The sequence below is a fragment of the Photobacterium sp. AWH4_225 genome (genome assembly GCF_056158405.1).
The window spans coordinates 1,256,113-1,281,222 of the sequence record NZ_JBSWTF010000004.1 but is presented as its reverse complement, the minus strand read 5'-3'; the positions used below and the strand labels follow the sequence as shown (position 1 = coordinate 1,281,222).

21 protein-coding genes are annotated in these 25,110 nt (G+C 50.6%); 9 read left to right on the top strand and 12 right to left on the bottom strand.

Features of this window, described 5'->3' with window-relative positions; all coding sequences use genetic code 11:
- Window positions 1-9 precede the first annotated feature (9 nt).
- Complete coding sequence (locus tag ACXAD4_RS22955; RefSeq protein ID WP_475244355.1) at window positions 10-1,149, bottom strand: DUF917 domain-containing protein; 1,140 nt, start codon at window positions 1,147-1,149, stop codon at window positions 10-12.
- Window positions 1,136-2,437: a cytosine permease gene (locus ACXAD4_RS22950; protein ID WP_475244354.1), complete on the bottom strand. Its 1,302-nt coding sequence runs from the start codon at window positions 2,435-2,437 to the stop codon at window positions 1,136-1,138. The genes ACXAD4_RS22955 and ACXAD4_RS22950 overlap by 14 nt, the downstream gene beginning before the upstream one ends.
- Window positions 2,438-2,555: 118 nt before the next feature.
- Here ACXAD4_RS22950 and ACXAD4_RS22945 point away from each other — a divergent pair, with 118 nt between their 5' ends.
- Window positions 2,556-3,470 carry a LysR family transcriptional regulator gene (locus ACXAD4_RS22945; protein WP_475244353.1) on the top strand — a complete coding sequence of 305 codons (915 nt, stop codon included), beginning with the start codon at window positions 2,556-2,558 and terminating at the stop codon, window positions 3,468-3,470.
- Window positions 3,471-3,592: 122 nt separating this feature from the next.
- Window positions 3,593-4,036 carry a PACE efflux transporter gene (locus ACXAD4_RS22940; protein WP_475244352.1) on the top strand — a complete coding sequence of 148 codons (444 nt, stop codon included), beginning with the start codon at window positions 3,593-3,595 and terminating at the stop codon, window positions 4,034-4,036.
- A 119-nt stretch (window positions 4,037-4,155) separates the two neighbouring features.
- Here ACXAD4_RS22940 and ACXAD4_RS22935 read toward each other — a convergent pair whose 3' ends face one another.
- Window positions 4,156-5,349 carry an acetate/propionate family kinase gene (locus ACXAD4_RS22935; RefSeq protein WP_107299449.1) on the bottom strand — a complete coding sequence of 398 codons (1,194 nt, stop codon included), beginning with the start codon at window positions 5,347-5,349 and terminating at the stop codon, window positions 4,156-4,158.
- Between the two features lie 394 nt (window positions 5,350-5,743).
- Window positions 5,744-6,655, bottom strand: a complete 912-nt coding sequence (locus tag ACXAD4_RS22930) for a LysR family transcriptional regulator (RefSeq protein WP_475244350.1) — start codon at window positions 6,653-6,655, stop codon at window positions 5,744-5,746.
- A 102-nt stretch (window positions 6,656-6,757) separates the two neighbouring features.
- Between ACXAD4_RS22930 and ACXAD4_RS22925 the strand changes: the two genes are divergently transcribed.
- Both ACXAD4_RS22925 and ACXAD4_RS22920 read left to right on the top strand, forming a co-directional pair.
- Window positions 6,758-7,684 (top strand): Rossmann-fold NAD(P)-binding domain-containing protein, encoded by a 927-nt coding sequence (locus ACXAD4_RS22925; protein ID WP_475244349.1) that lies wholly within the window; start codon window positions 6,758-6,760, stop codon window positions 7,682-7,684.
- 220 nt (window positions 7,685-7,904) lie between these two features.
- Window positions 7,905-8,867 (top strand): helix-turn-helix domain-containing protein, encoded by a 963-nt coding sequence (locus ACXAD4_RS22920; protein WP_475244347.1) that lies wholly within the window; start codon window positions 7,905-7,907, stop codon window positions 8,865-8,867.
- A gap of 67 nt (window positions 8,868-8,934) precedes the next feature.
- On the opposite strand, the gene ACXAD4_RS22915 is transcribed toward ACXAD4_RS22920, so the two are convergent.
- Window positions 8,935-9,597 carry a CatB-related O-acetyltransferase gene (locus tag ACXAD4_RS22915; RefSeq protein WP_475244346.1) on the bottom strand — a complete coding sequence of 221 codons (663 nt, stop codon included), beginning with the start codon at window positions 9,595-9,597 and terminating at the stop codon, window positions 8,935-8,937.
- A 72-nt stretch (window positions 9,598-9,669) separates the two neighbouring features.
- Between ACXAD4_RS22915 and ACXAD4_RS22910 the strand changes: the two genes are divergently transcribed.
- Both ACXAD4_RS22910 and yieH read left to right on the top strand, forming a co-directional pair.
- Window positions 9,670-10,131, top strand: a complete 462-nt coding sequence (locus ACXAD4_RS22910; protein ID WP_475244345.1) for a hypothetical protein — start codon at window positions 9,670-9,672, stop codon at window positions 10,129-10,131.
- Window positions 10,132-10,308: 177 nt separating this feature from the next.
- A complete protein-coding gene (gene yieH, locus ACXAD4_RS22905; RefSeq protein ID WP_475244343.1) occupies window positions 10,309-10,977 on the top strand; it encodes a 6-phosphogluconate phosphatase in 669 nt (222 codons plus the stop codon).
- A gap of 71 nt (window positions 10,978-11,048) precedes the next feature.
- Here the strand turns inward: yieH and ACXAD4_RS22900 are convergent, their stop codons facing one another.
- The gene (locus ACXAD4_RS22900) at window positions 11,049-12,404 is read right to left on the bottom strand and encodes a tetratricopeptide repeat protein (RefSeq protein WP_475244341.1); all 1,356 of its coding nucleotides are present in this window, start codon (window positions 12,402-12,404) and stop codon (window positions 11,049-11,051) included.
- 264 nt (window positions 12,405-12,668) lie between these two features.
- Between ACXAD4_RS22900 and ACXAD4_RS22895 the strand changes: the two genes are divergently transcribed.
- From ACXAD4_RS22895 to ACXAD4_RS22885, 3 genes are all read left to right on the top strand, one after another.
- Complete coding sequence (locus ACXAD4_RS22895; RefSeq protein WP_475244340.1) at window positions 12,669-13,088, top strand: DUF3302 domain-containing protein; 420 nt, start codon at window positions 12,669-12,671, stop codon at window positions 13,086-13,088.
- On the top strand, window positions 13,088-14,218 hold the full coding sequence (locus ACXAD4_RS22890) for an HlyD family secretion protein (RefSeq protein ID WP_475244339.1): 1,131 nt from the start codon (window positions 13,088-13,090) through the stop codon (window positions 14,216-14,218). The genes ACXAD4_RS22895 and ACXAD4_RS22890 overlap by 1 nt, the downstream gene beginning before the upstream one ends.
- Window positions 14,219-14,582: 364 nt before the next feature.
- Window positions 14,583-15,953 carry an L-serine ammonia-lyase gene (locus ACXAD4_RS22885; RefSeq protein ID WP_475244338.1) on the top strand — a complete coding sequence of 457 codons (1,371 nt, stop codon included), beginning with the start codon at window positions 14,583-14,585 and terminating at the stop codon, window positions 15,951-15,953.
- A gap of 150 nt (window positions 15,954-16,103) precedes the next feature.
- Here the strand turns inward: ACXAD4_RS22885 and ACXAD4_RS22880 are convergent, their stop codons facing one another.
- The 6 genes from ACXAD4_RS22880 to ACXAD4_RS22855 form a co-directional block, all read right to left on the bottom strand.
- Window positions 16,104-16,667 (bottom strand): sugar O-acetyltransferase, encoded by a 564-nt coding sequence (locus ACXAD4_RS22880; protein WP_475244337.1) that lies wholly within the window; start codon window positions 16,665-16,667, stop codon window positions 16,104-16,106.
- Between the two features lie 146 nt (window positions 16,668-16,813).
- Window positions 16,814-17,887, bottom strand: a complete 1,074-nt coding sequence (locus tag ACXAD4_RS22875) for a porin (protein WP_475244335.1) — start codon at window positions 17,885-17,887, stop codon at window positions 16,814-16,816.
- Window positions 17,888-18,211: 324 nt separating this feature from the next.
- Entirely contained in the window at window positions 18,212-19,708 is a 1,497-nt protein-coding gene (gene putP / locus ACXAD4_RS22870; RefSeq protein ID WP_475244334.1) for a sodium/proline symporter PutP, read from the bottom strand.
- Between the two features lie 136 nt (window positions 19,709-19,844).
- Complete coding sequence (locus ACXAD4_RS22865) at window positions 19,845-20,537, bottom strand: aldehyde dehydrogenase family protein (RefSeq protein ID WP_475244332.1); 693 nt, start codon at window positions 20,535-20,537, stop codon at window positions 19,845-19,847.
- Between the two features lie 28 nt (window positions 20,538-20,565).
- Window positions 20,566-23,700, bottom strand: coding sequence for a bifunctional proline dehydrogenase/L-glutamate gamma-semialdehyde dehydrogenase PutA (gene putA, locus ACXAD4_RS22860; RefSeq protein ID WP_475245623.1), 3,135 nt, complete (start codon window positions 23,698-23,700; stop codon window positions 20,566-20,568).
- A gap of 468 nt (window positions 23,701-24,168) precedes the next feature.
- The gene (locus ACXAD4_RS22855) at window positions 24,169-24,960 is read right to left on the bottom strand and encodes a helix-turn-helix domain-containing protein (RefSeq protein WP_475244331.1); all 792 of its coding nucleotides are present in this window, start codon (window positions 24,958-24,960) and stop codon (window positions 24,169-24,171) included.
- Window positions 24,961-25,110: the final 150 nt, after the last annotated feature.

The following is a 25,110-nucleotide window of genomic DNA, read 5'->3' as shown; positions in this document are numbered from 1 at the left end:
TTCGTACTCCTATTTCGCCTGGGTCGTTGGGGATAACAGCTTCAATGATTCCACCGGGCAATATTGAGCTGGGTAACCGAAATAAGCCGGCCCCGCCACTTCGATCCCTTTGTCAGTCCGCCACTTTTCATCGCAAGGATAGGCAATAAGATCGACCCGCTGGCCATAGCGAAGCTGCTCGGTAGTAATAGGGTGGCCGGTTTCATGATCCAAAATCGAGATCAAATCTGGCGTCACCGCTAGCAAGTTTTCCTGCGATAAGTCACCTGCCTTTACCCCTTGGTGGGCAAGCAGCAACTCGTTCTGGAAGTGAACATAAACATCATCAATCGTTGATTCCGGATCAGCATGCCTAAGCCGTTCAATCGTCACACCGCCTTTGACAAAACCGCCACTGGTGTTCCTTTCAATTTCAATAATCTTGCCGCTGATAATTTTGTGGCCACCGACGATATCCAGCACCGCTGCCACGCCACTCTTGCCTTCATCGTTCGCTTTGCGGATCGCCGCACCGATCTTCATCGCCTTGGTCAGGGTTGCCGGTAGGGCACTGCGTTTGAGCAACTCACCGCGCATTGGGTAGTCACACATTGCCGCCGAGCCGCCCATCTGCTCAGTGATCGGGCGGGCAAAACGCTCTGACCATACCCCATCAAGCGGGTGTAAGGTCACCACATTGCCTTTCTCATCAGCCAAGGTATTGGGCGCCGATGGCAAGCCATCAAGGTAAAAGGTCACCATCTGCGATTCCGGGAACGCCCGCCCCATGGCATCACAGTCAATTACCGGGATGCCTTTCTGTGCTGCAACCAAAATAGGGATAAGGGAGTTAAACCCGCCGACCTCAATCGGGTAGGTGGCTTCAATAGAACATCCCACAGCTTTTTCCATGGCTTCGAACGCCACCAGCATCTGATCTCTTGAGTTGATTTTCTCAATCGCCACCGTCGGTGCGCCAATCATCGATGAAGGCACCGTCATCCAGCCATCTTCGACGTCATCAAGTGCAATGATCTCAACCGGTTTGGCGGCATTGGCAATGGCTACCTTGGCCATCAGGGCACCACTGTATGGGTCACCCCCGCCTCCCGTACCCAGCACTGTCGCGCCCAAGGCTATATCATCGATCATTTGTTCATTGATAATCACGCGCAGTCTCCTTTTCTACGACTGACAACTTTACGAGCACCATGTAAGCCATCAGCGAGGCAAGGATGCCGTCAATGGCCGAAATACTGGTTAGCGTAAACAATCCGAAAAACTCACCTGCGGTACAGGCACTAATAACACTGCCGAAGCCCCAGGCAATCAAGCCTTTGAACATCCAGTCAGGGGCTTTGGAGATACGCTCGAAAGTCAGCGCTTCTTTATCAATCAGGTAATATTGCGCTAGGTATACACCGGCTGATGGGGCAATAGTCACGCCCAGCAGGGTTAGGAAAGCGGTAAACTTATCGACCATGCCAAATTGGGCAATCGCCAGGCCGACAATCGTCATCAACACGACCAGCAGCGGACGCGGAACAGAAGGCAGCGTTACCGACATCCCCAAAGCGCCTGAGCACAAATTGCTACTGTTAGTCGTCCACTGGGCAAACACCAGCACGATGATGGCGGCTAGCCCCAAACCGAGCGAGAAGAAAACATCAACCAGGTTATCGGTACCTGTCATTTGGGTCAGCAGCAGCGCAACCACGATAATGGCACTGTTACCAAACAAGAAGCCGAAGCCGGCGCCGAGAATGGCATCTTTGCGGGTCTTGGCATAACGGGCAATATCCGGCGCAGCAACGGCAGCCAGAATCCAAATCGACATTACAAACGAAATCGCCTCACCCATCGACAACGGTGACTCGATCACCTTGGTTGACGAAGACTGAACACCTGACGCCATATACAAACCAATGGTGATCAGCGTGACCATTAGAGGAACAGAATAGGTACTGAGCTTGCCCAGTGCCCGTACCCCATAAATGGCAGTCACCATCATCAGCAGGCCTCCGCCTACTAAGGCGGTACCATGGGAAACGACGACATCATATTTCGCCAGCGCATCCACCATAATCAAGGCAAAGAAATCGGCCTGGAAGGCAAACCACCCCACCAGCGAGATCCCGGTGATAGCCCCCATGGTTTTACCACCAAGGCGGCCAAACACTGCACTGCTCACCAACGGCGTTGATACCCCTGCCTGAAAACCGATATTGGCACACAGCATGGCGAGCACCGCCAGCAGCGCCGACCCAACGAACGTCGCTGTCAGGGCCTGATCTATCGGCAGTCCGCTGCTGAGGAATGCACCAAGGAACAAGCCCGAGATATCAATCCCAATCGCCAGCCAAATCAAGCTGATCACTATCCAGCTCCGCTTTGCCTGCTGCGGTACCGGCTCCAGCTCGAAGTCATTAATTTTCGATTCCTTTCCTTTCTTGGTCATTCAGCCACCCTGCATTTTTATCCCTAAATATCACATAAAAAAAGTTAGCAGCTTGTTACATTCGAATAAATACATATTATTAAATACAAACATTCGAAATTTATTATGGAAAACCTTTATGACCATCCAAGCCCCGACACTGGATAAAAGAGACCTACGCCGCCTCGAGTTATTCCGCGAAATCGTTGAGCAGGGCGGGATCAGCAACGCTACCCATAGCACAGGTCTGAGCCAGCCCGTACTGAGCAACCAGCTTATCACATTGGAAAAAAGCTTAGGGATCAGCCTGTGCAAGCGGGGAAGGAGTGGTTTCGAACTGACTGACGAAGGAAGGTCAGTGTATAATTATGCAAATGAAATCAGCGCGATGCTGACTGAATATGCCTTCAAACTCAAAGGGGTACAGTCAACTTTATCTGGCCATGTTAGGGTCGGCTGCTTGGATAATACTGCGACCCTGACCAACAACCCACTGCTCAAAGCCATAGAGCAATTCTACCAGCTCAGTGACGATGTCGAGGTTACCTTGGATGTCGGCGACTTCACCCAACTCAACGAAAAACTCTCGAGTGCCCAGTTGGATATGATGATCTGCGTACTCGGCGAGCACCAGCGCACGGCATTTGACTTTGCCATCCCGCTATTTGTCGAACAGAGCCACTTGTATGCCCGAAAAGATTTGGCAACAAAGATTATTGCCAATAACTATGCGTTATCAGGCTGCCGGATAAATATGGGGGGCTACGCAGCCGAGTCCATGAAACGGCTGCTCGATATTGAACAACACCCCGGCGCCAAGCTCTACAGTGGCTGGCATGTCGAATCTGGCCTGATGTTGACACTTGCTGGTAGTCACCTCAGCTTCCTGCCAACCCACCTTATCGAGCAAAACCACGCCTGCCAGCACCTGATCGCCCTCCAGCCCGACAAGTGGACGCTTGAAAGCCAGTTCTACCTGATCACCAAAGCCAAACCTGACAGTCTATCCACGGCGGTTCAGGCATTCACTAAACTGCTGAATGAAGATTGGTAAAATACTGCATCAATAATTAAATTAGCTATCACGATGTGTGATAAGCACTATCTTGCTGTTAAGTTTCAAGCTGCCAAAATGCCCGCTCTTTTGTAGCCCATGAAACAAGAGGAGATAGATAAATGGGTGCTATTGAGCGGGTGTTCCATGCCGTATTGTTCGAAGTACTAGCGGTATCGCTGTCGATTGTGTTGCTAATGGCCTTTACTGACCATCAAGTCGGAGCGCTATCAGGAACCATGATAATCATCGCGACGATCGCCATGGCCTGGAACTTCGTTTTCAACTGGGTATTCGATAAGTTTTTCCCGGGCGACAAAACCCAGCGCACTATCGCAATGCGAATCTTCCATGTGGTTTTGTTCGAAATTGGCCTGTTGGTGCTAACCATCCCTGTCATGGCTGTGATATTGGGGGTGAGCCTGTACCAAGCGCTGATCATGGACATTGGTGTGACAGTGTTTATTACTCTTTATGCCTTCGTTTTCAATTTTATCTACGACCATATCAGGGAGGAAATCGTAAAAAAGCGTCGGCTCTCTTCCACTTCGCCGATATCGATATAAGCTTTCCAGGTGGTGATGAATTCTAGCCATAAAAAAACCGCCAGCATCTCTGCTGGCGGTTTCTTTAATATTTATATGCGTAAGTATCTATGCTGTAAGTGTCTACAGTGAACTAGCAATTAAGCGTGTAGCAGTTCCATTGACTCTTTAGCGATTACCCACTCTTCGTTGGTTGGGATAACCATAGCAACTGGCGTGTTTGGCTTGGTGATGATACCAGCGTTGCCAAAGCGTGCTGCAGCGTTGCCTTCTTCGTCTTCACGGTAGCCGAAGATCTTCAGGTTCTCTAGGATCTTGCTACGGATTGGCTGAGAGTTCTCACCGATACCCGCAGTGAAGATGATTGCGTCTAGCTCGTCTAGCGCAACCATGTAAGAACCGATGTACTTAGCTACACGGTAGCAGAACAGTTCAAACGCTAGCGTTGCGCCTTCGTGACCATTTTCCATCGCTTCGATGATGCCACGGCAGTCACTTGTTAGGCCAGATACACCTAGAAGACCAGACTTCTTGTTCAGCTCGTCGAAGACTTCTTCCTGAGACCAACCTTTCTTCAGTAGGAACTCAATGATACTTGGGTCAAGGTCACCACAACGAGTACCCATCATTAGGCCTGCAAGTGGGGTGAAGCCCATGCTGGTGTCAACAGACTTACCGTTCTTAACTGCACATACAGATGCGCCGTTGCCTAGGTGAACAGAGATGAAGTTGCTGTCTTCAACAGGTTTGTTGATCATCTTCGCTGCTTCACGGCTTACGAAGAAGTGGCTCGTGCCGTGGAAACCGTAGCGGCGGATACCGTAATCGTTGTATAGCTTCTGAGAGATAGCACCAGTGTATGCTTTAGCTGGCATAGTCTGGTGGAAAGCAGTGTCAAATACCGCGTACTGAGACAGGCTTGGGAACGCCTTCATTGCCGCGCGCATACCGATAACGTGAGCAGGGTTGTGAAGAGGAGCCAGATCGCTCAGGTTGTCGATCTCTTCCAGTACAGCTTCGTCAATCTTAACCGTCTTAGTGAATTTCTCACCGCCGTGTACAACACGGTGACCGATAGCAACGATGTCTTGCTTCATGCCTAGCTCTTCAAGCAGGGCAACAATGCGATCAACTGCCTGCTGGTGGTGGTTACCTTCTGCATCAAGCATGTGCTCGTGCTTCTCACCATCAATTTTCCAGCTTACTACCGCTTCAGGCAGGCCGAAACATTCGCCAAGGCCGCTTAGGGTCGCTTCACCGCTAACAGTGTCGATAAGGGCAAACTTAAGTGAAGAACTGCCAGAGTTGATTACAAGTACTAGAGAGTTGCTCATGGGTTATCTCATCAGATTAAATTGGGCTCAAGAACAATAAGTTCCGTTACACGTCTATCCGGTCTGTTGACCTATCCAGAAGAAAAATGTGTGGAGCAGCATTTTCTTCTGATTTATAGCTTTTGATTACATTATTCAATTTTTTTTGAATAACTCAACTTTTGTTTCGATAATTTTGAAAAAAATTGAAAATTCACTGGTTCAGATCAAGTTTAAAGCAACGAAAACGTTTTCGCGCGTCTATTTTGTAACCAGTGGCAACAAAAAAACACACAGAAATGTTTATCGCATTAAACAAATTATAGAAAAAAGAAGACCCAATAAGCGGAAAAAAGCATCATTTTAATGAGGAAGGAAACTGCTCTTCGTCAGAAGAGCAGTAAAATGATTATAACTAGCTGATTTTCCGGATTTTATCGTGCGGTGATCGGAACCATTCACTGATAAAAGACATCAAGTGACGGATCCTAGGATTGATATGGACATCGTGATGGCATACCAGCCACCATTGGGCATCGGGCAGGGTCAGATCGGGCAGGTCAATCAGTTCTAGCTCGGGATACCGCTCTGCAATGGAATGAAATACCACTGCGACCCCCGCTTTGGCCCGAGCCAGTTCAAGCTGCATCTTGAAGCTATCGGTACGGAAATTAAAATGCGACTTATTGAGCGGCTTGCCGAACCGGTTCGCTGTTTCGATATAGACCTTCTGCTGATCGTAGCCAATGATTTGGTGCTCGCTGTCGTGAAGCTCCAACACCGAGGTAGGTTTGCCGTACTCCTCGAGATAGTCTCGATGGGCATAAAACCCAATTGTCTCACTGTGCAATAAGCTCACAACCAAGTCTGACTGCTCAGGCCTGGTCTTAGATATCAGCAGATCGGCTTCTCGCTTGTTGAGGTTCACCTCTTTATTGGCGACCAAGACTTCAATTTCAATATCAGGAAACTGCCGCTGGAACTCATTAAGCAGTGCTGGCATAAAATAAAAAGATATCGTATCACTGGCCGCCAGCCGGACATGACCTATGTGTTTTCCACTGTGTGCCGACGCCTTAGAGATAAAACCATCGACGCCTTTGGCTGTCTCCTTGGCGGCCACCAGCAATTCATTGCCGACCAAGGTCAAACCCAGCCCCTGTGTTGAGCGATCAAACAGGTTAAAGCCCACTTTTTCCTCGAGGGCCGATATGTGCCGACTGACCGTCGGCTGTGACATTCCCAATTTCTGCGCAGCAGCAGACATACTTCCTTCTTCAGCCACAGCAAGAAAGATGCGAATGCTGTCCCATTCCATGTTATGCATTCTCAAATACCCACTATGTGTTTTTATCTATTCACTATAACGAGAAAAAGCTCTTAACTAAGGGGGATGATTTTGAAATGAATCGCAAGGTTGGAGAAAAACATGAGAAGAGCCTTAGTATTAGGTGCTGAACATGAGATGGGAGCACTACTTTGCAAATCTCTAGAGAGATTCAATTGGCAAATTACCGCCACTATTGCCGATCCCAGCCAGCCGATTTCATTCTCAGCCAATATGACCTTGGCTGAGCTCACGGAGCACGATCATGACTTACTAGAAGCCCTAGTGGCGGAAACGGACACAGTTTTCCTGCACCTGCCCGACCCAATCGAGGGCGGGCGGGTGTTTTTTTCTCTCGACGAAATCCTCAAACAGGTGATCCGATTCCGCCGCAACCTAGTGATCACAACCAACGTCTACGATACCAAGCAACCACTATTCAATAGCCTTGCGTTCTGGCATAAAAAAACGCCCATAGCTTATGTACTACCTAAAAAAATCAGCGCTCAATTGGACATGGCCGCCAACGCCGGTGCGAATATCAAGGTACTCTGCTATGGGCACAACCTGAATTTTTCCCAACACCACAGCTACCTCGGACTATTGGTCAAAGAAACCAACCACAAATTGATCCTGCAATCCCCAAGCGCCTATGGAATGAACCATTACTGGACCTATTTGCCTGATTTAGCGGAAAACCTCATCCAGCAACTTTCGCTGGATCCAACATTCAGCTCGCCGCTCTCGGTCAACTACTACCCCGGCCACCAAGCCAGTATCAAAGATATTGCCCGGGGCTTGGCACTCAGTACTGGCAAGCCCGTCACGGTTACCCCTTTACACTGGACGGTGATGGAAGCCATCTCAGTGTTTTCACCTCTGTTTCGTCGTTTCATCAATATGCGCTCGCTATGGCAACGCGGCGGTAAATTGCCGATCCGCCCTACTCAGTGGCAGCTTCCCATGCTTCAACACACCCCGCTGGAGCTCGCCCTGCAACAGAGCTGGCATAAGCACACCCCAAGCTAATCTGGCCAACAGATACCTGCCCGATGGCAGCCCGGACAAGTTGGCTGAATAAACACTTAATACCATTGCAACAGTGTTCAACCAAGTCACATTTTGGTGAAAAGTCAAATGCATTCAGTCGATAAAATCAATACGATATTCATTAAGTCACATAACTAATCAAGCCTCCATGCCACAAGTCCCCTGCGCGTCCATGTCGCTCCATAAAGGATGGCGGGAAATGCTCCAGCAAGCCGCCGTAGATTTCGGCCTCGAGCCCAGCAATTACTTTCCCGATGAAACCGCCAGTGAAAGGATCCGGATACGCCCTGCCGATCTGCGCGCATTCAGCTACCGTTTCAACCAGCTGTGCCAGGACAGCGGGGAGCCACTCTTTCCGGCATATGCCGCCAAGTATGTATCACCACTCACCTTCAGCTGCTATTCATTGGCACTGTGGACAGGTAATGATCTTATTACCTTTATTCAGGATGCCTGCCAATACTGCATCTTGATAGGCTCCCCCATCCGGCTCAAGCACCACATCACACCAAAAGGCAACAGCGAGCTTTGGGTGATCAACCATGATCCCTTCAATGACAAGTCGAAGGTATCCGATCGCGGTTTCATGATGTATGTCGCCACCCTTATCGAGATGATTCAACAAGTCACAGGGGGAATGGATAACCTGGTACTGAAAATCACCCGTTGGCCCTTTCCCAAAGCGCTTCAGCCGCAGTTCGAGCAGTTGATGGGATGCCAAATCAAAACGGGCTCGCCGATTTTAAAGATCTGCTTTCCCCGTAATGCAGCTGAAGTCCAATTGAAAGGCCGCGATCCCAACATCTATTCCGTTGCAATCCCTCCCCTGCGCCAGGCTGTCAGCCAATTGGAGAGCCACGATATTATTCTGCTGATCTACAAGTTGCTTGATAACGAACCTAACCTAAAGGCTATTTCTCGAGAGAAAATAGCTACCGAGATGCTGATGAGTGTCAGGACGCTCAATCGCCGCCTCGCCGTATTAGGATCCAGCTACCGGCAGGTTGTGGAGCAATATAAGCTGGAAAAAGCCCTATTGCTGCTCAACCAGCCCAACATCAACCTGACCGATATTGCCTTCCGGCTTGGGTTTGCCGATCTCAGCAGCTTTTCCCGCGCCTTTAAGAGCTGGACCGGGCACAGCCCAACCCATTACTTGTGAGTTAAACTTACACGAAAAAACCGGTCAGCAAGCTGACCGGTTTTCATCTATAACTTAGAGCTCAGCCTTACTGTTCGAAATGCAGATACCGCTCGTACAACGCATCGATATCGTTACTGCACATAACGTCCATATTCTGCTGAAGCTGTTTAATCGACCAATCCCACCATTTCATTTCCAGCAGTTTGGCAATGTGCTCTTCACTGAAACGCTTTTTGATCTCCTGACCCGGATTACCCACAATCACCGCATATGGCGCAACATCTTTGGTCACAACAGTTCTAGCGCCAATGACCGCACCGTCACCTATAGTTACCCCGGGCATAATGACGCACTCACTGCCAATCCAAACATCGTTGCCTATTAAGGTGTCACCAGCCCGTTCGAAGCCGGATTTCACCTTATCGCCGAATTTACCCACATCGAAAGGAAACGAGGAAATCCAATCATGGCGGTGGCCCTGATTGCCCGCCAGCATGAATGTCGCCCCGGACGCAATCGAGCAGTACTTACCGATGATAAGCTGGTCAACTTCGCCGAAAATCCCCGACTCCCACACCGCACGGCTCGAGTGATCCCCCAGCAGATAGCGGACACAGTGGTCTTCGAAATGCTTGTCATGATAATAACCTGAATAATATGTGTGCTCCCCGACCGAAATATTCGGGTTCTTTACATGTTCCCTAACTTCATAGCCGCCAAGCCATGAAGGAAAAATGGATGAAGTCATAGCCACCCCTTATAATTGCCACCACTGCCTCACCTGGCATATTCAACCAAACCATCAACACAGGCCCCGCCCATGCAAACAGATCTGCTCCTTTCCGCCTATTTCGGTGAACTTTACGGCATTGCCTTTTTTACTACTTTTGCCAACAAGTATAGTGACGATAACCACATCCATAAATGGCAACTTTTGATAAAGGTCGAGCAAATCACAGCAAGCAAGCTTAAAACAGGATTAAACGGTATCGATATCGCCTGCCCAGACCACGACAGCGAGATGGAAAACAAAGGTCAGCGTGACGCTGAAAAATGGCTCGATCTTGAATGGGGTACCTTGGTCGAGACCCTCGCCAACTGGGTTGAACCCTATGCCCTGCGCTACCGTCAGCAGGCCGCAAACGCCACCAAACACCACGGTTTATACCAGCTGGTTACTGAACACGAAGATGTAATCTGGGCCTTTTTGCATGCAGAGCAAAACAATGTCGACTCAGGGGCCGCAATACTTGAGTCCTTCATCAACAAGCACAGCGCATGACGGCAAGCCCAAAGCCGCACGAGGCTGCTGATAACCCGCTTAATGAGCGCTGATTCAAATAATTCTTGTCATTTTATAGGCGGTTGGCGATGTAGCTAGCAAAACACCAAACTCTGTATTGTCGAAATCGCAGGGCTGGATTAACAATCAAGACAGCGAGATATACAGGATAAGAATATGAATAAGGATCAGCCCTATCAAACCCGCTGCGTCATCTTTGACTGCGACGGAACCTTGGTAGACAGCGAGCGGCTGTGTAACCAAGCATTAGTGAACATTTTTTCTCGGCTTGGCGGCGAGCTGAGCCTCGATGAATGTATTGAGCACTTCCAAGGCGGCAAGATTGTCGATATCCTCGCCGAAACCCGCCGCCGCACAGGGGTAACCGTGTCTATCGATACCCTTGAACCGATGTACCGGGAAGAGTGTCGCAAGCTGTTCAATGAACACCTGACGCCTATTGCGGGCGTGCCAGATTTACTCGAGGAGCTCACCCAACTAGGCATCGATATGTGCATCGCCTCCAACGGCCCGGTACACAAAATGGAACATACCCTTGGCCTGACCAATATGCTGCACTATTTCGAAGGTAAGCTATTCAGCGGGTTCGAAGCTAGCAGCTGGAAGCCAGATCCGGACTTACTCCACTTTGCTGCGATGAATATGGGCTACCGGCTACAAGACTGCGTGTTTGTCGATGATACCTCCCGCGGTGTACAGGCCGGACTCAACGCCGGGATCCCCACGTTCCATTATGCGGCCCCCCATGCGCCTGAAATCAAAGATCCCAGGGTGATCACCCTGACGGAAATGCCGCAACTGCTGGACTATATCCGCGCTCAATAACAAAAAAGCCCACCGAAAGAATTATCTCGGTGGGCCTTTTATCCAATAAATCAAACAGTCAAGCAGTGCTATTAGTCGCTATTTTCACTTTTTTGCTTGTTTTCATTATCTGCCAGCAGGCTATCCCATGAAGTCTGCCAAGATTGCTGCTGGTAACCCGACATGGAAGAGTGACGGCTATCGGTACCAAACATCACCCCGGTATCGGTATTCAGAGCCTGGCTATCCGTGTTCAAATCAGCCTGTGCAGTCTTTGTATGAGTTGCTGCCGCTCCTGTTGCTTTAGATACCGTTGAAGATGAAGCTTGCTCGCCAGTTCTTCCCTTTTCAACTGGCTGCAACGTCGCCATTTCAGTTTCCAGCTCGCCCAGCGCCAAGGTTTCGAGCATCTCTTCTGTTGGTCGGTAACCTTTACGGCCATATAACTTATCGAGCAAGTTAATCACCGAGTGGGCTTCCAGATCCTCGCCTTGCTTGAGCAACTTATAGACTCTGTTCGCTACATTCTGCACGCCGAGGATGGTATCAATATCAAGCTGCTGCACCACTTCATCCCGTGCATCCTTAGCTTGTTTGTAACCATTTACATACGCCAGGGAGTACCAGATATAAGCGATTGAGGCTTCGGCCATGGTGTCGCGGTTGTGCATTTTCGCCACCAGCAACTGGGCTTCACCTTCGCCTCGCTCTGCTGCACGCTCCAGCCAGTAAAGGGCACGGCAACTGTCTTTACTCACCCCGATCCCCGCCTGATAGCAGAATGCCGTCTTCATGAAGCCATTGATATCACCTTGTTTAGCGGCACGGAAACGCCACAAGAAGGCTTCCAACGGCTGATGGGGCTGAGAAAACTCCGAAAGATACCAATCGCCAAGGAACAGCATTGCGTCCAACAACTCTTTATCAGCGGCCAGCAACACATTTTCCAGCCCTGCCTCGACATCTATCTCGGTTCCCTGCCCGCGGATCTGCAACAGACCAAGCTCAAACAGCTCTTTGGCCTCGCCACGCTTGGCTTTGACCACCTGCTCCCAGTATTGCGATTTGGCTTCGCCATCCGGATCGTCAATATCGGCACGGCACAAACGGGCCAAGGCGTTCTGGGCAATAATATTGTCGAGCTTGGCGGCTTTCTCGTACCAATTGATGGCTTCACGGACATTGGTGAGCTCATATTCTTTGGCCAAGGATAACTGGCTGAGGACATGCCCGGTCTGGGCCTTGAAGATCTTTTCTTCGCGCTCGGCTATCTTGGCTTTTTCCAGCACCTGCTGGTATCGGGCTTCTTTCTGTCGTTTCTCTGCTAACGACTGTTGTTGTTTACCCTGAGAGGTAAACACGCGATACAGGATCCACGCCAGTAGGCCCGCTGACAGGCCGGTTATAACCATTAGATAAGGCATATCCCCTCGATACTCAGTTTTCATTTTTCCATGTTACCGAACACGACTACGGTATTCGGTGAGACCGCCCTCTTTTTGCAACCCTCTTTTTTGCAAAAAGTCGCGGCCTTTCTCTCGCTGACTCTCTATATCGACCAAAATGTCAAAAACTGGAGAATAAATTCCCTAAAAGGATATTGCCAGCCCGTCTTACCTTGCAGAAACCTGTCGAAATAAAGCCAACAAAAACAAGCATAAAAGTAAATCAGTGCTAAATTTTAATGTGATCACCAAGGACAAGGAGCAAGGATGTTTCTCGACTATTTTGCCTTGGGCGTATTGTGCTTTGTCGCGGTCTTCCTGTTCTACGGGATCATCGCCATCCACGATATCCCTTATGAAATCTCCAAAAAGCGTAACCATCCCCATCAGGATGCCATCCATTACGCTGGCTGGGTCAGCCTGTTCACCCTGCATGCCCTATGGCCTTTCCTTTGGATCTGGGCCACTTTATGGCGTGAAGACAGGGGCTGGGGGTTTACCAAAATCCAGAACGAACAAAACGAGCTACACCATGAAATACTGAAGCTCTCGGAGCAGGTCGAGCACCTGACAGGGAAAGTAGCCGAGTTGGAAGTCATACAGGCTAAACAAGCCAATAACGGTTCTGCGCCCAGCAATAACAGTAACAACAGCACCGGCAGCAACCCGCAGGAGGATGAGCGCTAATGGATCTATTACTCATTCTGACCTACGCCGCACTGTGTATTGCGGTGTTCAAGATCTTCAACATCCCGCTAAATAAATGGACGGTACCGACCGCGGTGCTCGGCGGTATTATCCTGATCGGCACCCTGATTTTGCTAATGAACTACAACCACCCGCACAGCAACATGGGTGGGCAGTTTTATATCACGACTCCCATCGTGACTGGCGTTAGGGGCAAAGTGGTGGAAGTCCCTGTTGAGGCCAATACCCCAGTTAAAAAAGGCGATGTGCTGTTTCGTATCGACCCGACCCCGTATGAAGCTGAAGTCCAATTGCAGTTAGCTGCGCTGGCCGAAGCCAAGCAGAATGTGATGGGGTTGGAAGCGGCTTATCATGCCGCCAAAGCCAGTACCGAGCGAGCCGTTGCGGAGCGGGACAGAACCCTGACCCAGTTCCAGCGCTATGAAAAAGGCTACAAGCGTGGCGCTTTTACCAAGTCGGAAGTGGACAACCGCCGCCAGTTCTACCGCAGTGCCGAGGCATCGCTCTCAGCAGCCCGTGCCGAAGAGCAGCGGGCAAAGTTAGCCTATGAATCGCAAATCATGGGAGAGAATACTGCTATCGCCAAGGTGCGTGCCCAGTTAATCCAAGCCCAGTTTAATCTTGAGGAGACCGTGGTGCATGCCCCTACCGCCGGCTATGTCACCCAGGTCACCTTACGTCCGGGAATGATGGCCGTGCCCCTACCACTTAAACCGGTAATGACCTTCGTCCATCAGGAGGAGCAGTTCTTTATCGGCGCATTTAGGCAAAACTCCTTGCTCAGGTTGCGCCCCGGCTTCAAGGCGGACTTTATTTTCCGTGCCCTGCCCGGCAAAACGTTCCAAGGTGAGGTAGTTGAAGTATTACCAGCAATCGGTGAGAGCCAAATCCAGGCCGCGGGAGTGTTGTACGGCAGCGACTTGTTACTGCGCCAAGGCCGTCCATTGGTTAAATTAAAAATCACTGATGATCTGAGCGAGTACAACCTACCGCAAGGGGCCAATGTCGAAATCGCCGTTTATTCCGACAGCTTCGAGCATGTATCGGTGATGCGTAAGGTACTGATCAGAATGAAAAGCTGGCAGAACTACCTGTTCCTTGATCATTGATCTGGCGATATTTCAGACAGCATAAGACTGGTTGCTGGCTGGAGAAAATAGGGGGAAAAGATGAAATGCACTTACAGTGCATTTCATAAACGGTTCCTCGGTTAAGATGGAGGTGGCCTTTACTCTGGGGCCACCTAGCCAATGAGAAACTTAGCAAACGGCTTGTTTGCTATTTTCTACCACTAGATACTCCCTTTCATTGCCGTGCCCTAGACTCAATCAATCCCACCGCGATCACACCTTAGCTAATTTAAATGCAGGATACTTAATCGTCAGTATATGCTTTTACTATTTGCCACTTATACAGAATTAGCATGTATCTTTTGCCAAACTTACAGGTAGAAGTGAACAATGAGGAAGTACCATGTTATCTATTTTCGATATCTACAAAGTGGGTGTAGGCCCGTCCAGCTCCCACACTAACGGCCCGATGCTGGCCGGATTTGATTTCTGCCAAAAAGTGGATGGCATGCTGGACGATGTGGCCCGGGTTCAAGTGGATCTGTACGGCTCTTTGTCACTGACAGGCAAAGGCCACCACACCGACCGAGCTTCAATTCTCGGGTTGATGAACAACAAACCAGATGCCATTGATATCCAAGCGGCCAACCAGGCGATGGCCGATGGCATTGCCAACAACACCTTGTTGCTTGCCGGTAAGAAGACCATTACTTTCAATGTCGATACTGACATGCTGTTCCATAGCGACAACCTGCCGTTGCATGAAAACGGTATGACCATTACTGCCTTCGACCCAGCCGGCAACCAACTTTTCATCGAGACCTACTATTCGATTGGCGGCGGGTTTATTGCAACGGCCGACGAGCTGCAAAATGGTAAAGCCACCAGCGAAGTGACCGTGCCGTTCGAGTTTAAATCGGCGGAAGATATCCTCACCATTACCGAGCGAGAAGGCTTCAGTCTCGGGGCCATGTTCCTGCGCAACGAGCTGGCATTCCGCAGCCAGCAAGAGCTGGACGCCAAGGCAAGCCAGATCTGGCAGGTGATGTCGGACTGTATGGCTCGTGGTTTTGAGACCGAAGGCGTATTGGAAGGTGGACTGCATGTGGTTCGCCGTGCACCGGCCCTATTGAAGAAACTCGAGTCCAACCAGGAGATCGAGAACGATCCTATGGTAGTGCTGGACTGGGTCAATGTATTTGCCTTTGCTGTCAGCGAAGAAAATGCTGCTGGCGGACAGGTGGTGACCTCACCAACCAATGGGGCTGCCGGGGTGATCCCAGCGGTACTGATGTACTACAACAAATTCATCCGCGAACTGGATGATAAACAAGTCAAAGACTTCCTTGCGGTCTCTGCCGCTATCGGCATGCTGTACAAGATGAATGCATCGATTTCCGGCGCAGAGGTGGGCTGTCAGGGGGAAATTGGCGTGTCGTCTTCGATGGCAGCAGCAGGCCTAACCGCTATTCGCGGCGGCAGTAACGAGCAAATTTGCATGGCGGCTGAAATAGCCATGGAGCACTCGCTGGGCATGACCTGCGATCCTATTGGCGGCTTGGTGCAGATCCCTTGTATTGAGCGTAATGCGATGGGTGCGATGAAAGCGATCAATGCCTCGCGCATGGCCCTCAAGCGCAACAGCAAATCGCGCATCTCGCTCGATAAGGTGATTGATACCATGTACCAAACCGGCAAGGATATGAACAAGAAATACCGCGAAACCTCACTCGGCGGCCTGGCGATGATCCACCTCGCTCCACCTTGTGAGTAAACCAGCTTGTGAACAAGCCTCCTTGCGAATAGGCCGTTTGGGGTGATGTCGCCAGCGATATAACCAGGCTCTCACCGCCGCGTTAACCTTCCCCCAGCGCGGCGGTGTTCTTTACCCTATACCAATAAACTTCTACAAATAAGCTTCCGTTTAACCATTGATATTTTCTTTAACCACTTTGGCCGGGTTACCCACCACAACCGTGTGGGCAGGAACATCCTTGGTCACCACACTGCCACCACCGACAACCGCACCGTCACCAATCGTCACCCCCGGTAGCACCAGCACATTGGCACCAATCCACACCTGATTGCCCACCGTAATTGGCTTGGCAAACTCTTCATAGGTATAGCGGGTAGCCGCATCTATCGGATGACCTGCGGTACATAAGGTAACGTTAGGGCCAATCATTACTTCATCACCGATGATCACTTTGCCGCAGTCGAGGATCACCCCGTTGGCATTCATATAGAAACTTTTGCCAACCTCTATGTTATAGCCATAGTCACACATGAAATTGCCATTGAGGGTTGTCGAGTCGTCCGATTTCGCGAACAACTGCTGAACCAAGGCATTGCGCTCTTTATTGTCATCACAATGGCTGATTTTGCGGCACAAACTGCGGGCTTTTTGGCGGTCTTGAGGCAAATCATCAGCCCCCGGGTTATACAACATACCTGCGATCAGGCTTTTTTCTCTATCTGATAATGCCATGAAATCTCTCCCATAAAGTCCCTGTATCTAACCATAAACCGCAAAGTTTCGGAGTTGCGTTACATCAACCTTCAATCAACACAGACAAAAAAGGCCGGCAACAATGCCAGCCTTTGATAGTTAGCTCTATAGCTTCTATACGGGGATTAGAATGCCCAGGCGAAGTTAAAGCCACCGCCGTTGTCAGTACGGCTAGATTCTCCACTGAACTCGTTCAGCTCGTTGCGCTTAACCTCGAATGACAAGGTTGCACCTGGAGTGAAAGCGTAAGACAGACCCACAGCGTACACTTGACGGTCACCAGTTACATCACCTTCACCGTCGAAATCAACATGCGAAGCGTAAGCGTATGGACGGAAACCTGATTCAAGTGCGTAGTGCGCATATACGTCTACCGCATCGGCATCAGCCCACTCCATGCGAGGACCACCTTGCAGGCCTGCTTTATGGATGTTTTCACCCTTAGTGTAAACCGCTGCAACCTTCAGGCCACCAGCAACATATTGACCACCGACTGTCAGTGCTGTTTGCTTATCGCCGTCTTCAAGACCATTCACATCAGCCGTATTTGAAACTTCAACCTTGTTCTCAAGGTAAGCCACACCCAGGCTCAGGCCCGAGTCAAAGTCGTAGCTGGTCGACAGCGCGTAGTTGTAGTCACGCTTAACGTCATTTGTCTCACCGTCGCTGGTAAAGCCATAGTGCGCCGACACGTTCAAGCCGTTGTCGCTATAGCGGTAAGCTACCAGGTTATCACCACGGCCGGTTGCCGCGAAGCCGCCGTCGGTACCTTCAGAATAAATCGGAGTTGCATCCGGATCGATAATGATCAGGTTATCCATGTAACGGGCAACATCGTGGTATGCCGACCACTGCTTACCGAAACGCAAGTTACCCAGCTCATCACTGTTAATAGACACATAACCTAAACGGTTACGGAAATTGTTACGGCCAGACGTTGGGCTATTGAGGAACTGATCCCATTCGAACTTGGCATCCATGGTCAAACCCGGCTGGATTTGACGCTCAACGCCCATGTTCAAAATACTACGGCTGGCAGAGAAAATATCATCTTCGCCGAACACCGGCTGGAAGGCATCAAGAACAAAGACACCACCGATATCAAACTTTGTTTGCTCATCTTCATAAAGGGTGAATGCTGACGCTTGGCCAGCCAGTAAAAGTGTAGAGATGACAGCAGAGCAGATTTTCAACTTCATTTAACAGGTACTTCTAGTGATAATGTGACAGTAATGCGTGATTGCCAGCACAAACTATCAGAACCCCTACAACAATGTAATAGTAAACTAGTACACGATTAAGTTTATTTTGTATCTAATTGTTCGCAAACCGAGTGTATATCTTTAAAAATCATACCCTTAACCAGAACAAGCCTACTGAAATATTTTTTGGTCTGATTTGTTCAAGTGGTCAATATTTAGTCAAAAACATTGTCAAAACTTTGCTTTGTAGATAAAAAAACGGCTTCCCTATTGGGAAGCCGTTTCTGTATTTGGGTTTAGCTGGTTAGCTAATCCAGCACATTATTTAAACTCTACCAAGTTCTTCTGGTAAGTCTCGAACTGCTCTTCAACCGCCTTCGAAGCGCCGCCAGTTGCCTTGCTCACCGCCACAATGGCGATCGTGGCAAAGATAAAGCCAGGGACAATTTCGTATAGGTCGAAAATACCGCCGGTCAGCTGTTTCCAGATCACCACGGTCATGGCACCGATAACGATACCAGCCAACGCACCGTTGCGGTTCATTTCTTTCCAGAACAAACTTAGCAGCAAGGCCGGACCGAATGCCGCACCAAAGCCAGCCCACGCATAAGAGACCAGACCCAGTACTGTGCTATCAGGGTTCATCGCCAGCATCAGAGCAATAACCGACAGTGCGACAACCGCAATACGGCCAACCTTCACAATCTCTTCCGATGTTGCCTGCGGGCGGAATACCTGCTTGTAGAAATCCTCAGCCAATGCCGAAGACGATACTAACAGCTGGGAGTCAGCAGTACTCATGATTGCTGCCAGAATTGCCGCCAGCAAAATACCGGCAATCACTGGGTGGAACATAGAGTTCACCAACAACATGAAAATACGCTCACCGTCATCTAGGTTGCCTGCCAGTTGGTTATCAACAAACAAGATACCCACTAGGCCAACCAGGATCGCACCAGCCATTGACAGTGCCGTCCAGCCCACTGCGATACGACGTGCAGTACCGATGTCAGCGTTACTGCGGGTCGCCTTGAATCGCGCCAGAATGTGTGGCTGACCAAAATAACCCAAGCCCCAAGCGGCTAACGAGATAATGGCAATCGCCGATAGCGGCTCACCCTTGACGTCATTGAACAGTGTCATCAGTTCAGGGTTCTTCGCTTCCAGGGCCATAGCCAGATCGCTTGGCGTGCCGTTCATCGCTGCAATTGGCACAATCAACAGTGCCGCAGACATCAACAGGCCTTGTACCAAGTCAGTCCACGATACCGCAAGGAAACCACCAAACAAGGTGTACGACACTACACACACCGTACCGACAACCACTGCGATAGTGTAATCAAGACCGAAGACTGTCTCGAACAACTTACCACCGGCAACCAAACCCGAGCTGGTGTAGAAAAGGAAAAACAGCAAGATAAAGAATGCTGAAATAGTTTGGATCAGCTTGGATTTATCGTCGAAGCGACGAGCCAGGAATTCCGGCATGGTCAATGCGTTATCTGTGGTAATACTGTAGGTACGCAAGCGCTTGGCACAGATCAGCCAGTTTAGCCAAGTACCCAGCAGCAAACCACCTGCCAACCACAGTGACTCCATACCAGCGGCATAGGCGTAGCCCGGCAGACCCAGTAGCAACCAGCCACTCATATCCGACGCACCGGCAGACAGCGCAGCAGGCCATGGCCCTAGTGTACGGCCTCCCAAGAAGTAATCCGCTGAGTTCGACGTGCGTTTATACGCAATGTAGCCAATGGCCAACATGCCAATTAGGTAGGCGATAAACGTTGCTGTAATAGCAAAGCTATTCTCTATCATTGTTTGAGTTCCCTCACTTAAAGCCCCCGTCCATAGCGGGGGCATTTTGGTTATAGCGCTGACAATCAGCGATGGGTTGCTATTTGGCCGCCACAGGTTGCAAGCTAGTTCCCTGTTTCAGGCGGCCCAACCCGGGTTAGTGTTCCTCACCACTCCCCAACTCAAGCAGGGTGGCATTGCCACCGACTGCCGTGATGTTGATCGTCCGTGTCCTTTCGGTCACAAAACGCAGTGAGTATGTTGGGCTGCCGATCAACGGTAGCTTCTCGGTATCAGTTTCACTGATCAGCTGAGCAAGCAGGCCGTCTCGGGCAGCAAGTTGGCGCGCTAGCGCCTGGGTTGTCGACAGCTTGCCGGCGTAGGCCACACCCGCGATAGCAGGGTGGCTAACCAAGTCGGCAAGCTGATCATTATCGATAGCGGTGATCACACCGCCGGCACAGCCACTTTGCTCCAGCTGTGCCACGACCTCTTTGGCCTTGAGCGGATAGTCCGCAGGCAGGCAAACAAAAACGGTATTGCCGGTTACCAGCGCGGCAGCCAACTGACCGACCAATGCCACCAGCGGGGTATCGCTGTCGGCGGTGACGATGAAGCTACCGCGGCCAGCGCAGTAAAGTTCATTGGTTTCACCCGTCGGGCCCGGCATCAACAACGTCGATGCCACATGCTCTTCGGCGTGCTGACACTGGAATTCCACCATGGCGCGGCATTCCGCAGTCAGTTGATCGGTCCAGTGGCGTAAGATACGGGTACGGGCTTCATAACCCAGATTGTTCCAGCCTTCCCATGCCGCCGAGCTTGTATTTACCAATGTTTGAATAGTCATGATCACTCCTTAAATTTCTCGACTGCCATTAGGCTTCAACACAATCTTGGGTAAAGCGGTACAGGTAGTGCGGGCCACCGGCTTTCGGGCCGGTGCCTGACAATCCCTGACCACCAAATGGCTGGACGCCAACTACCGCACCCACCTGATCTCGGTTGATGTAGCAGTTACCGACACGGGCACGGCGCTCAACATGACTATAGGTACGCTCGTTACGGCTATGTACCCCCAAAGTCAGGCCAAAGCCGGTTTGGTTGATTTGGTCGATGACCTGATCCAGCTCATTCGCCTTGAAGCGGACGATATGCAGGATCGGGCCGAAGTTTTCATTTTCCAGAACATCGATAGATGGGATCTCAAACGCCGACGGCGGCACAAAATCACCGTGCTGGCAGCTATCCGGAATCGTGGCCTGTGCCACCAGCTTGGCTTGATTTTTCAGCGATTGGATATGGGTCAGCAGCTTATCGCGTGCCGTTGCATCAATCACCGGACCAACATCGGTACTGTGCAGCTCAGGGCGGCCAACAGACAACTCAGCCATCGCCCCTTTGATCAGGCCAATCACCCGGTCGGCGATATCCTGCTGGATAAACAGTACACGCAATGCCGAACAGCGCTGGCCCGCCGAAGCAAAGGCCGAACGCACGACATCACGTACCACCTGCTCTGGCAGGGCGGTACTGTCAACCAGCATGGCATTCTGGCCACCGGTTTCAGCAATGAAAGGAACAGGCTCACAATCACGGGCAGCGAGGCTGCGGTTAATGCGCTGGGCGGTTTCGGTCGAACCGGTAAACGCTACCCCGGCAATGCGCGGATCAGAAGTCAGTGGTGCACCCACCTCGGCGCCAGTACCCGGCAGTAACTGGATAGCGCCGGCAGGCACGCCTGCTTCCAGCATCAGCTCGATAGCGCGGAAGGCAATCAGCGAGGTTTGCTCAGCCGGCTTAGCAACTACGGTATTACCCGCAACCAACGCAGCTGACACCTGACCTAGGAAGATCGCCAGCGGGAAGTTCCACGGACTGATACAGGCGAAGACACCGCGGCCCTGGTAGCTCAGCTGGCGGGTCGTGCCATCAAAGCCCATCACATGTTTGGGCTGGGAAAACTCCTCGGCAGCCTGATTGGCGTAGAAACGGCAGAAGTCCACCGCCTCACGAATTTCATCAATACCGTCTTGGATGGTTTTACCCGCCTCGCGATGGCAAAGGGCCACCAACTCACCGGTATTCTCTTCGAGCAAATCAGCCAAACGCTGCAGACATGCAGCACGCTCGGCAGCAGGAAGGGCAGACCACTGCGGGTAGGTCTCCGCCGCAATAGAAATAGCTTCATTAACCTGTGCTGCATTGGCAAATGCCACGTTACCGACACTTTCGCGACGATCATAAGGTGCCGTGACCGCAAATACCCTTTCACCGGCCTGCAAGGCAACACCGTTGATGATAGGGCCAGCCTGCCACTGATGATCGGCAAACGCCTGAACAGATTCATTGAATGGCTGCCATTGCGAGGCGATCTCGATATTTACACCGGCCGAATTCTTACGCTCTTCACCAAAGATTTGCGGCGGCAGCGGGATCAAACCGTTGTGCAGGGTCGGGCGCGATTTCAGGGTATCAACCGGATGCTGGATCAAACTTTCCACCGGACAGTTGGCATCGACCAAGCGGTGGACAAACGAACTGTTGGCACCGTTTTCCAGCAGGCGGCGAACCAAGTACGGCAGCAAATCTTTATGGCTACCGACTGGCGCATAAATCCTGACGTTGGTCTGGTGCATATCCATCACATGGTTGTATAACGCATCGCCCATACCATGTAAGCGCTGGAATTCGAAATTACGGTGAGACTGTGCCATCGCCATGATTGCCGATACCGTGTGGGCATTGTGGCTGGCAAACTGCGGGTAGATAAGGCCGTTGAGGTGAGATGCCAGCAAGAAGCGCGCGCATGCCAAGTATGACGCATCCGTGGCTTCCTTACGGGTAAACACCGGATAAGCGCTATAGCCACTCTGCTGTGACAGTTTCAATTCGCTATCCCAGTAAGCGCCTTTCACCAAGCGTAGCGGGATCACATCGCCCTGCTCCTTGGCCAGTGCCGCCAACCATGCCAGTACCGGCAAGGCTCGTTTCGAATATGCCTGTACCACCAGGCCAAAGCGGCCCCAGCCTTTTACCTCTTCCGAGCGGTAAAGCTTTTCGAACAGTTTCAGTGACAGTTCAAGACGATCGGCTTCTTCGGCATCGATAGTAATACCGACGTTGAGTTCACGGGCACGCTTCAATAGCGAAAGTACCGACTGGTACATCTCTTCCAGTACACGGGCTTCGTTCGCTACATCATAGCGAGGGTGCAGAGCTGACAACTTGATAGATACGGTTGGATCCGGCGAACGGGTGTTGCTGCCTTTTTCGCTGGCATAGCTGTCACGGCCTACCGCTTCGACAGCCATCACATAATCTTTGAAGTATTTTTGCGCATCCTGGGCAGTCAGCGCGGCTTCGCCCAGCATGTCGAATGAGTAAGTAAAGCCTTGGTCGCGCTTACCTTTACCGTTCTTCATTGCCTCGGCAATAGTACGGCCCAGCACGAACTGGTGGCCCATGATCTTCATGGCCTGGTTCATGGCCTGGCGGATCACCGGCTCGGACATCTTGTTAACGAGGCGGTTGATAACATGGCTAGGGGCGCCATCTTCCTTGGCATCAAGGCTAACCACTTTACCGGTCAGCATCAGGCCCCAGGTCGAGGCATTCACAAACAAGGAGTCAGAGTTTTTCAGGTGAGATTTCCAATCCGCCACACTGAGCTTGTCACGGATCAGGGCATCGGCTGTCGCTGCATCTGGAATACGCATCAGCGCTTCGGCCAGACACATCAGCAGGATCCCTTCTTTGGTGTCCAGGCTGTATTCAAGCAACAGGGCATCAATCATCTGGATTGCATTCTGATCATCCCTTACCCGCTCGATCAAGCTGGTGGCCTGTTCAGACGTAAACTGCCTCTCATGCTCTGTTGGCTCGGCCAACGGCATCAACTGCGCTAGCCATTGTGACTCATCCACGCTGTAAAGGGGTGAAATCTGTGACCAGAGCTCATCCAGTGGACGCTCAATAAAACCAGGCTGAAGTACTTCTGCCGCATTGAACATAGTGATTCCCTCAATAGTATGCCGGATCAGGCAAACAGCATTTTCCATTACTTGCTGCCTCCTCACCCAAGAAAATGTTACATCAGTGTTACCATTGAGGGGATTTTATTTTCCACCACTCCGATAGTCTTGCTATATTCTCCGATACTTTTTAGAAAAAGTCCGGCCTTTAACAAAAATTGACAGGGATTTTTTAGAAAACGTGCATTTTTCCGTAACCAGCAGCCAAATTTTGCTGAAGAAACACGCAATTTCGGAACAATGATCAAGAGATAGCGGAAGCATGATCAAGTGTGATCAACAGAGAAACATACGCATAGGAGCGAATAGGTAAGCAAAAAGAAAGCGGAACTGACGTTGCTTGCTACAAATAGGCAACAAGCCAAGTGCTGCGAAGTGACACGATAATCACAGGGTTAACGGGACAAAAGAAGCAGGGCAACGAAAGGGATAGGCAGCTAGGCTATGTTAGCCTGCGGGGTTTTCACGGCGGTAGCGCGCCGGCGGTTTACCAAACAACCGGGTAAAGGCTTGGGTGAAGCTACTTTGGCTGGCAAAGCCTGTACTCTGCGCCACCTGGGCAACGCTCAACTGGGACTCTTCAATCAGATCCCTGGCTAACTCCAATCGCTTCTTAAGCACATACTGATGAGGAGTCACGCCTGTTTGCTCTTTGAACAGAAAATGGAACTGGCTCTCGCCCAAAAAGACCAGTCCCGCCAGTTGGGCAACCGAGATTTTTCTGGTCAGGTGCTGGAGGATGTATTGATCAATCACATCCATATTCAGCCGATAACTCTGGCGATCATCTTTGAGCGGTTTGAAGTGGCGGTGTAGCACACACATCAAGGTATCGGTACAGGCCCGGCTCAGTAGCAAATCATCGGGGTGGGCGGCCATTTCGGCGGTCAGTGCCTGAATCAAGTTCTGTGCCTGGCGGTCAAGATGAAAATAGCCAGACTGATCAAACAAACGGGCGATATGATCCTGAGTGTAACTGGCCTGATACAGATCTGAAGCGACATTGAGCACCAAGATTTCATTATTGCCAATCCCAGAAAAGGCATGTTCCGAATCCGCCGTCACCAAGCAGCCCTGGCCAGGGCAAACTAGATTTCCCGCCCCTTCAATATCAAACTCCGTCTGCCCGGATAAACCAATCACCACCTGGTTGTAACCGTGGTTGTGGTGATCCATCTGCTCCGGCAGTTTGACAATTTCTGAAGGTTTGAATATTGGCGAGTTTAGCTTTTCTTTCATGCTAAATAACCGAGGATTTGGCGGTGATTCGTAGAGCGATAATACCATAAATCCTTACAGAGCTATACTTCGGAACTATGATCAAGTATGGAGAAATTACGGCCAATGTCATTCTGACGCTATTCTGTTGATTTAAAAACCAGTTACTTG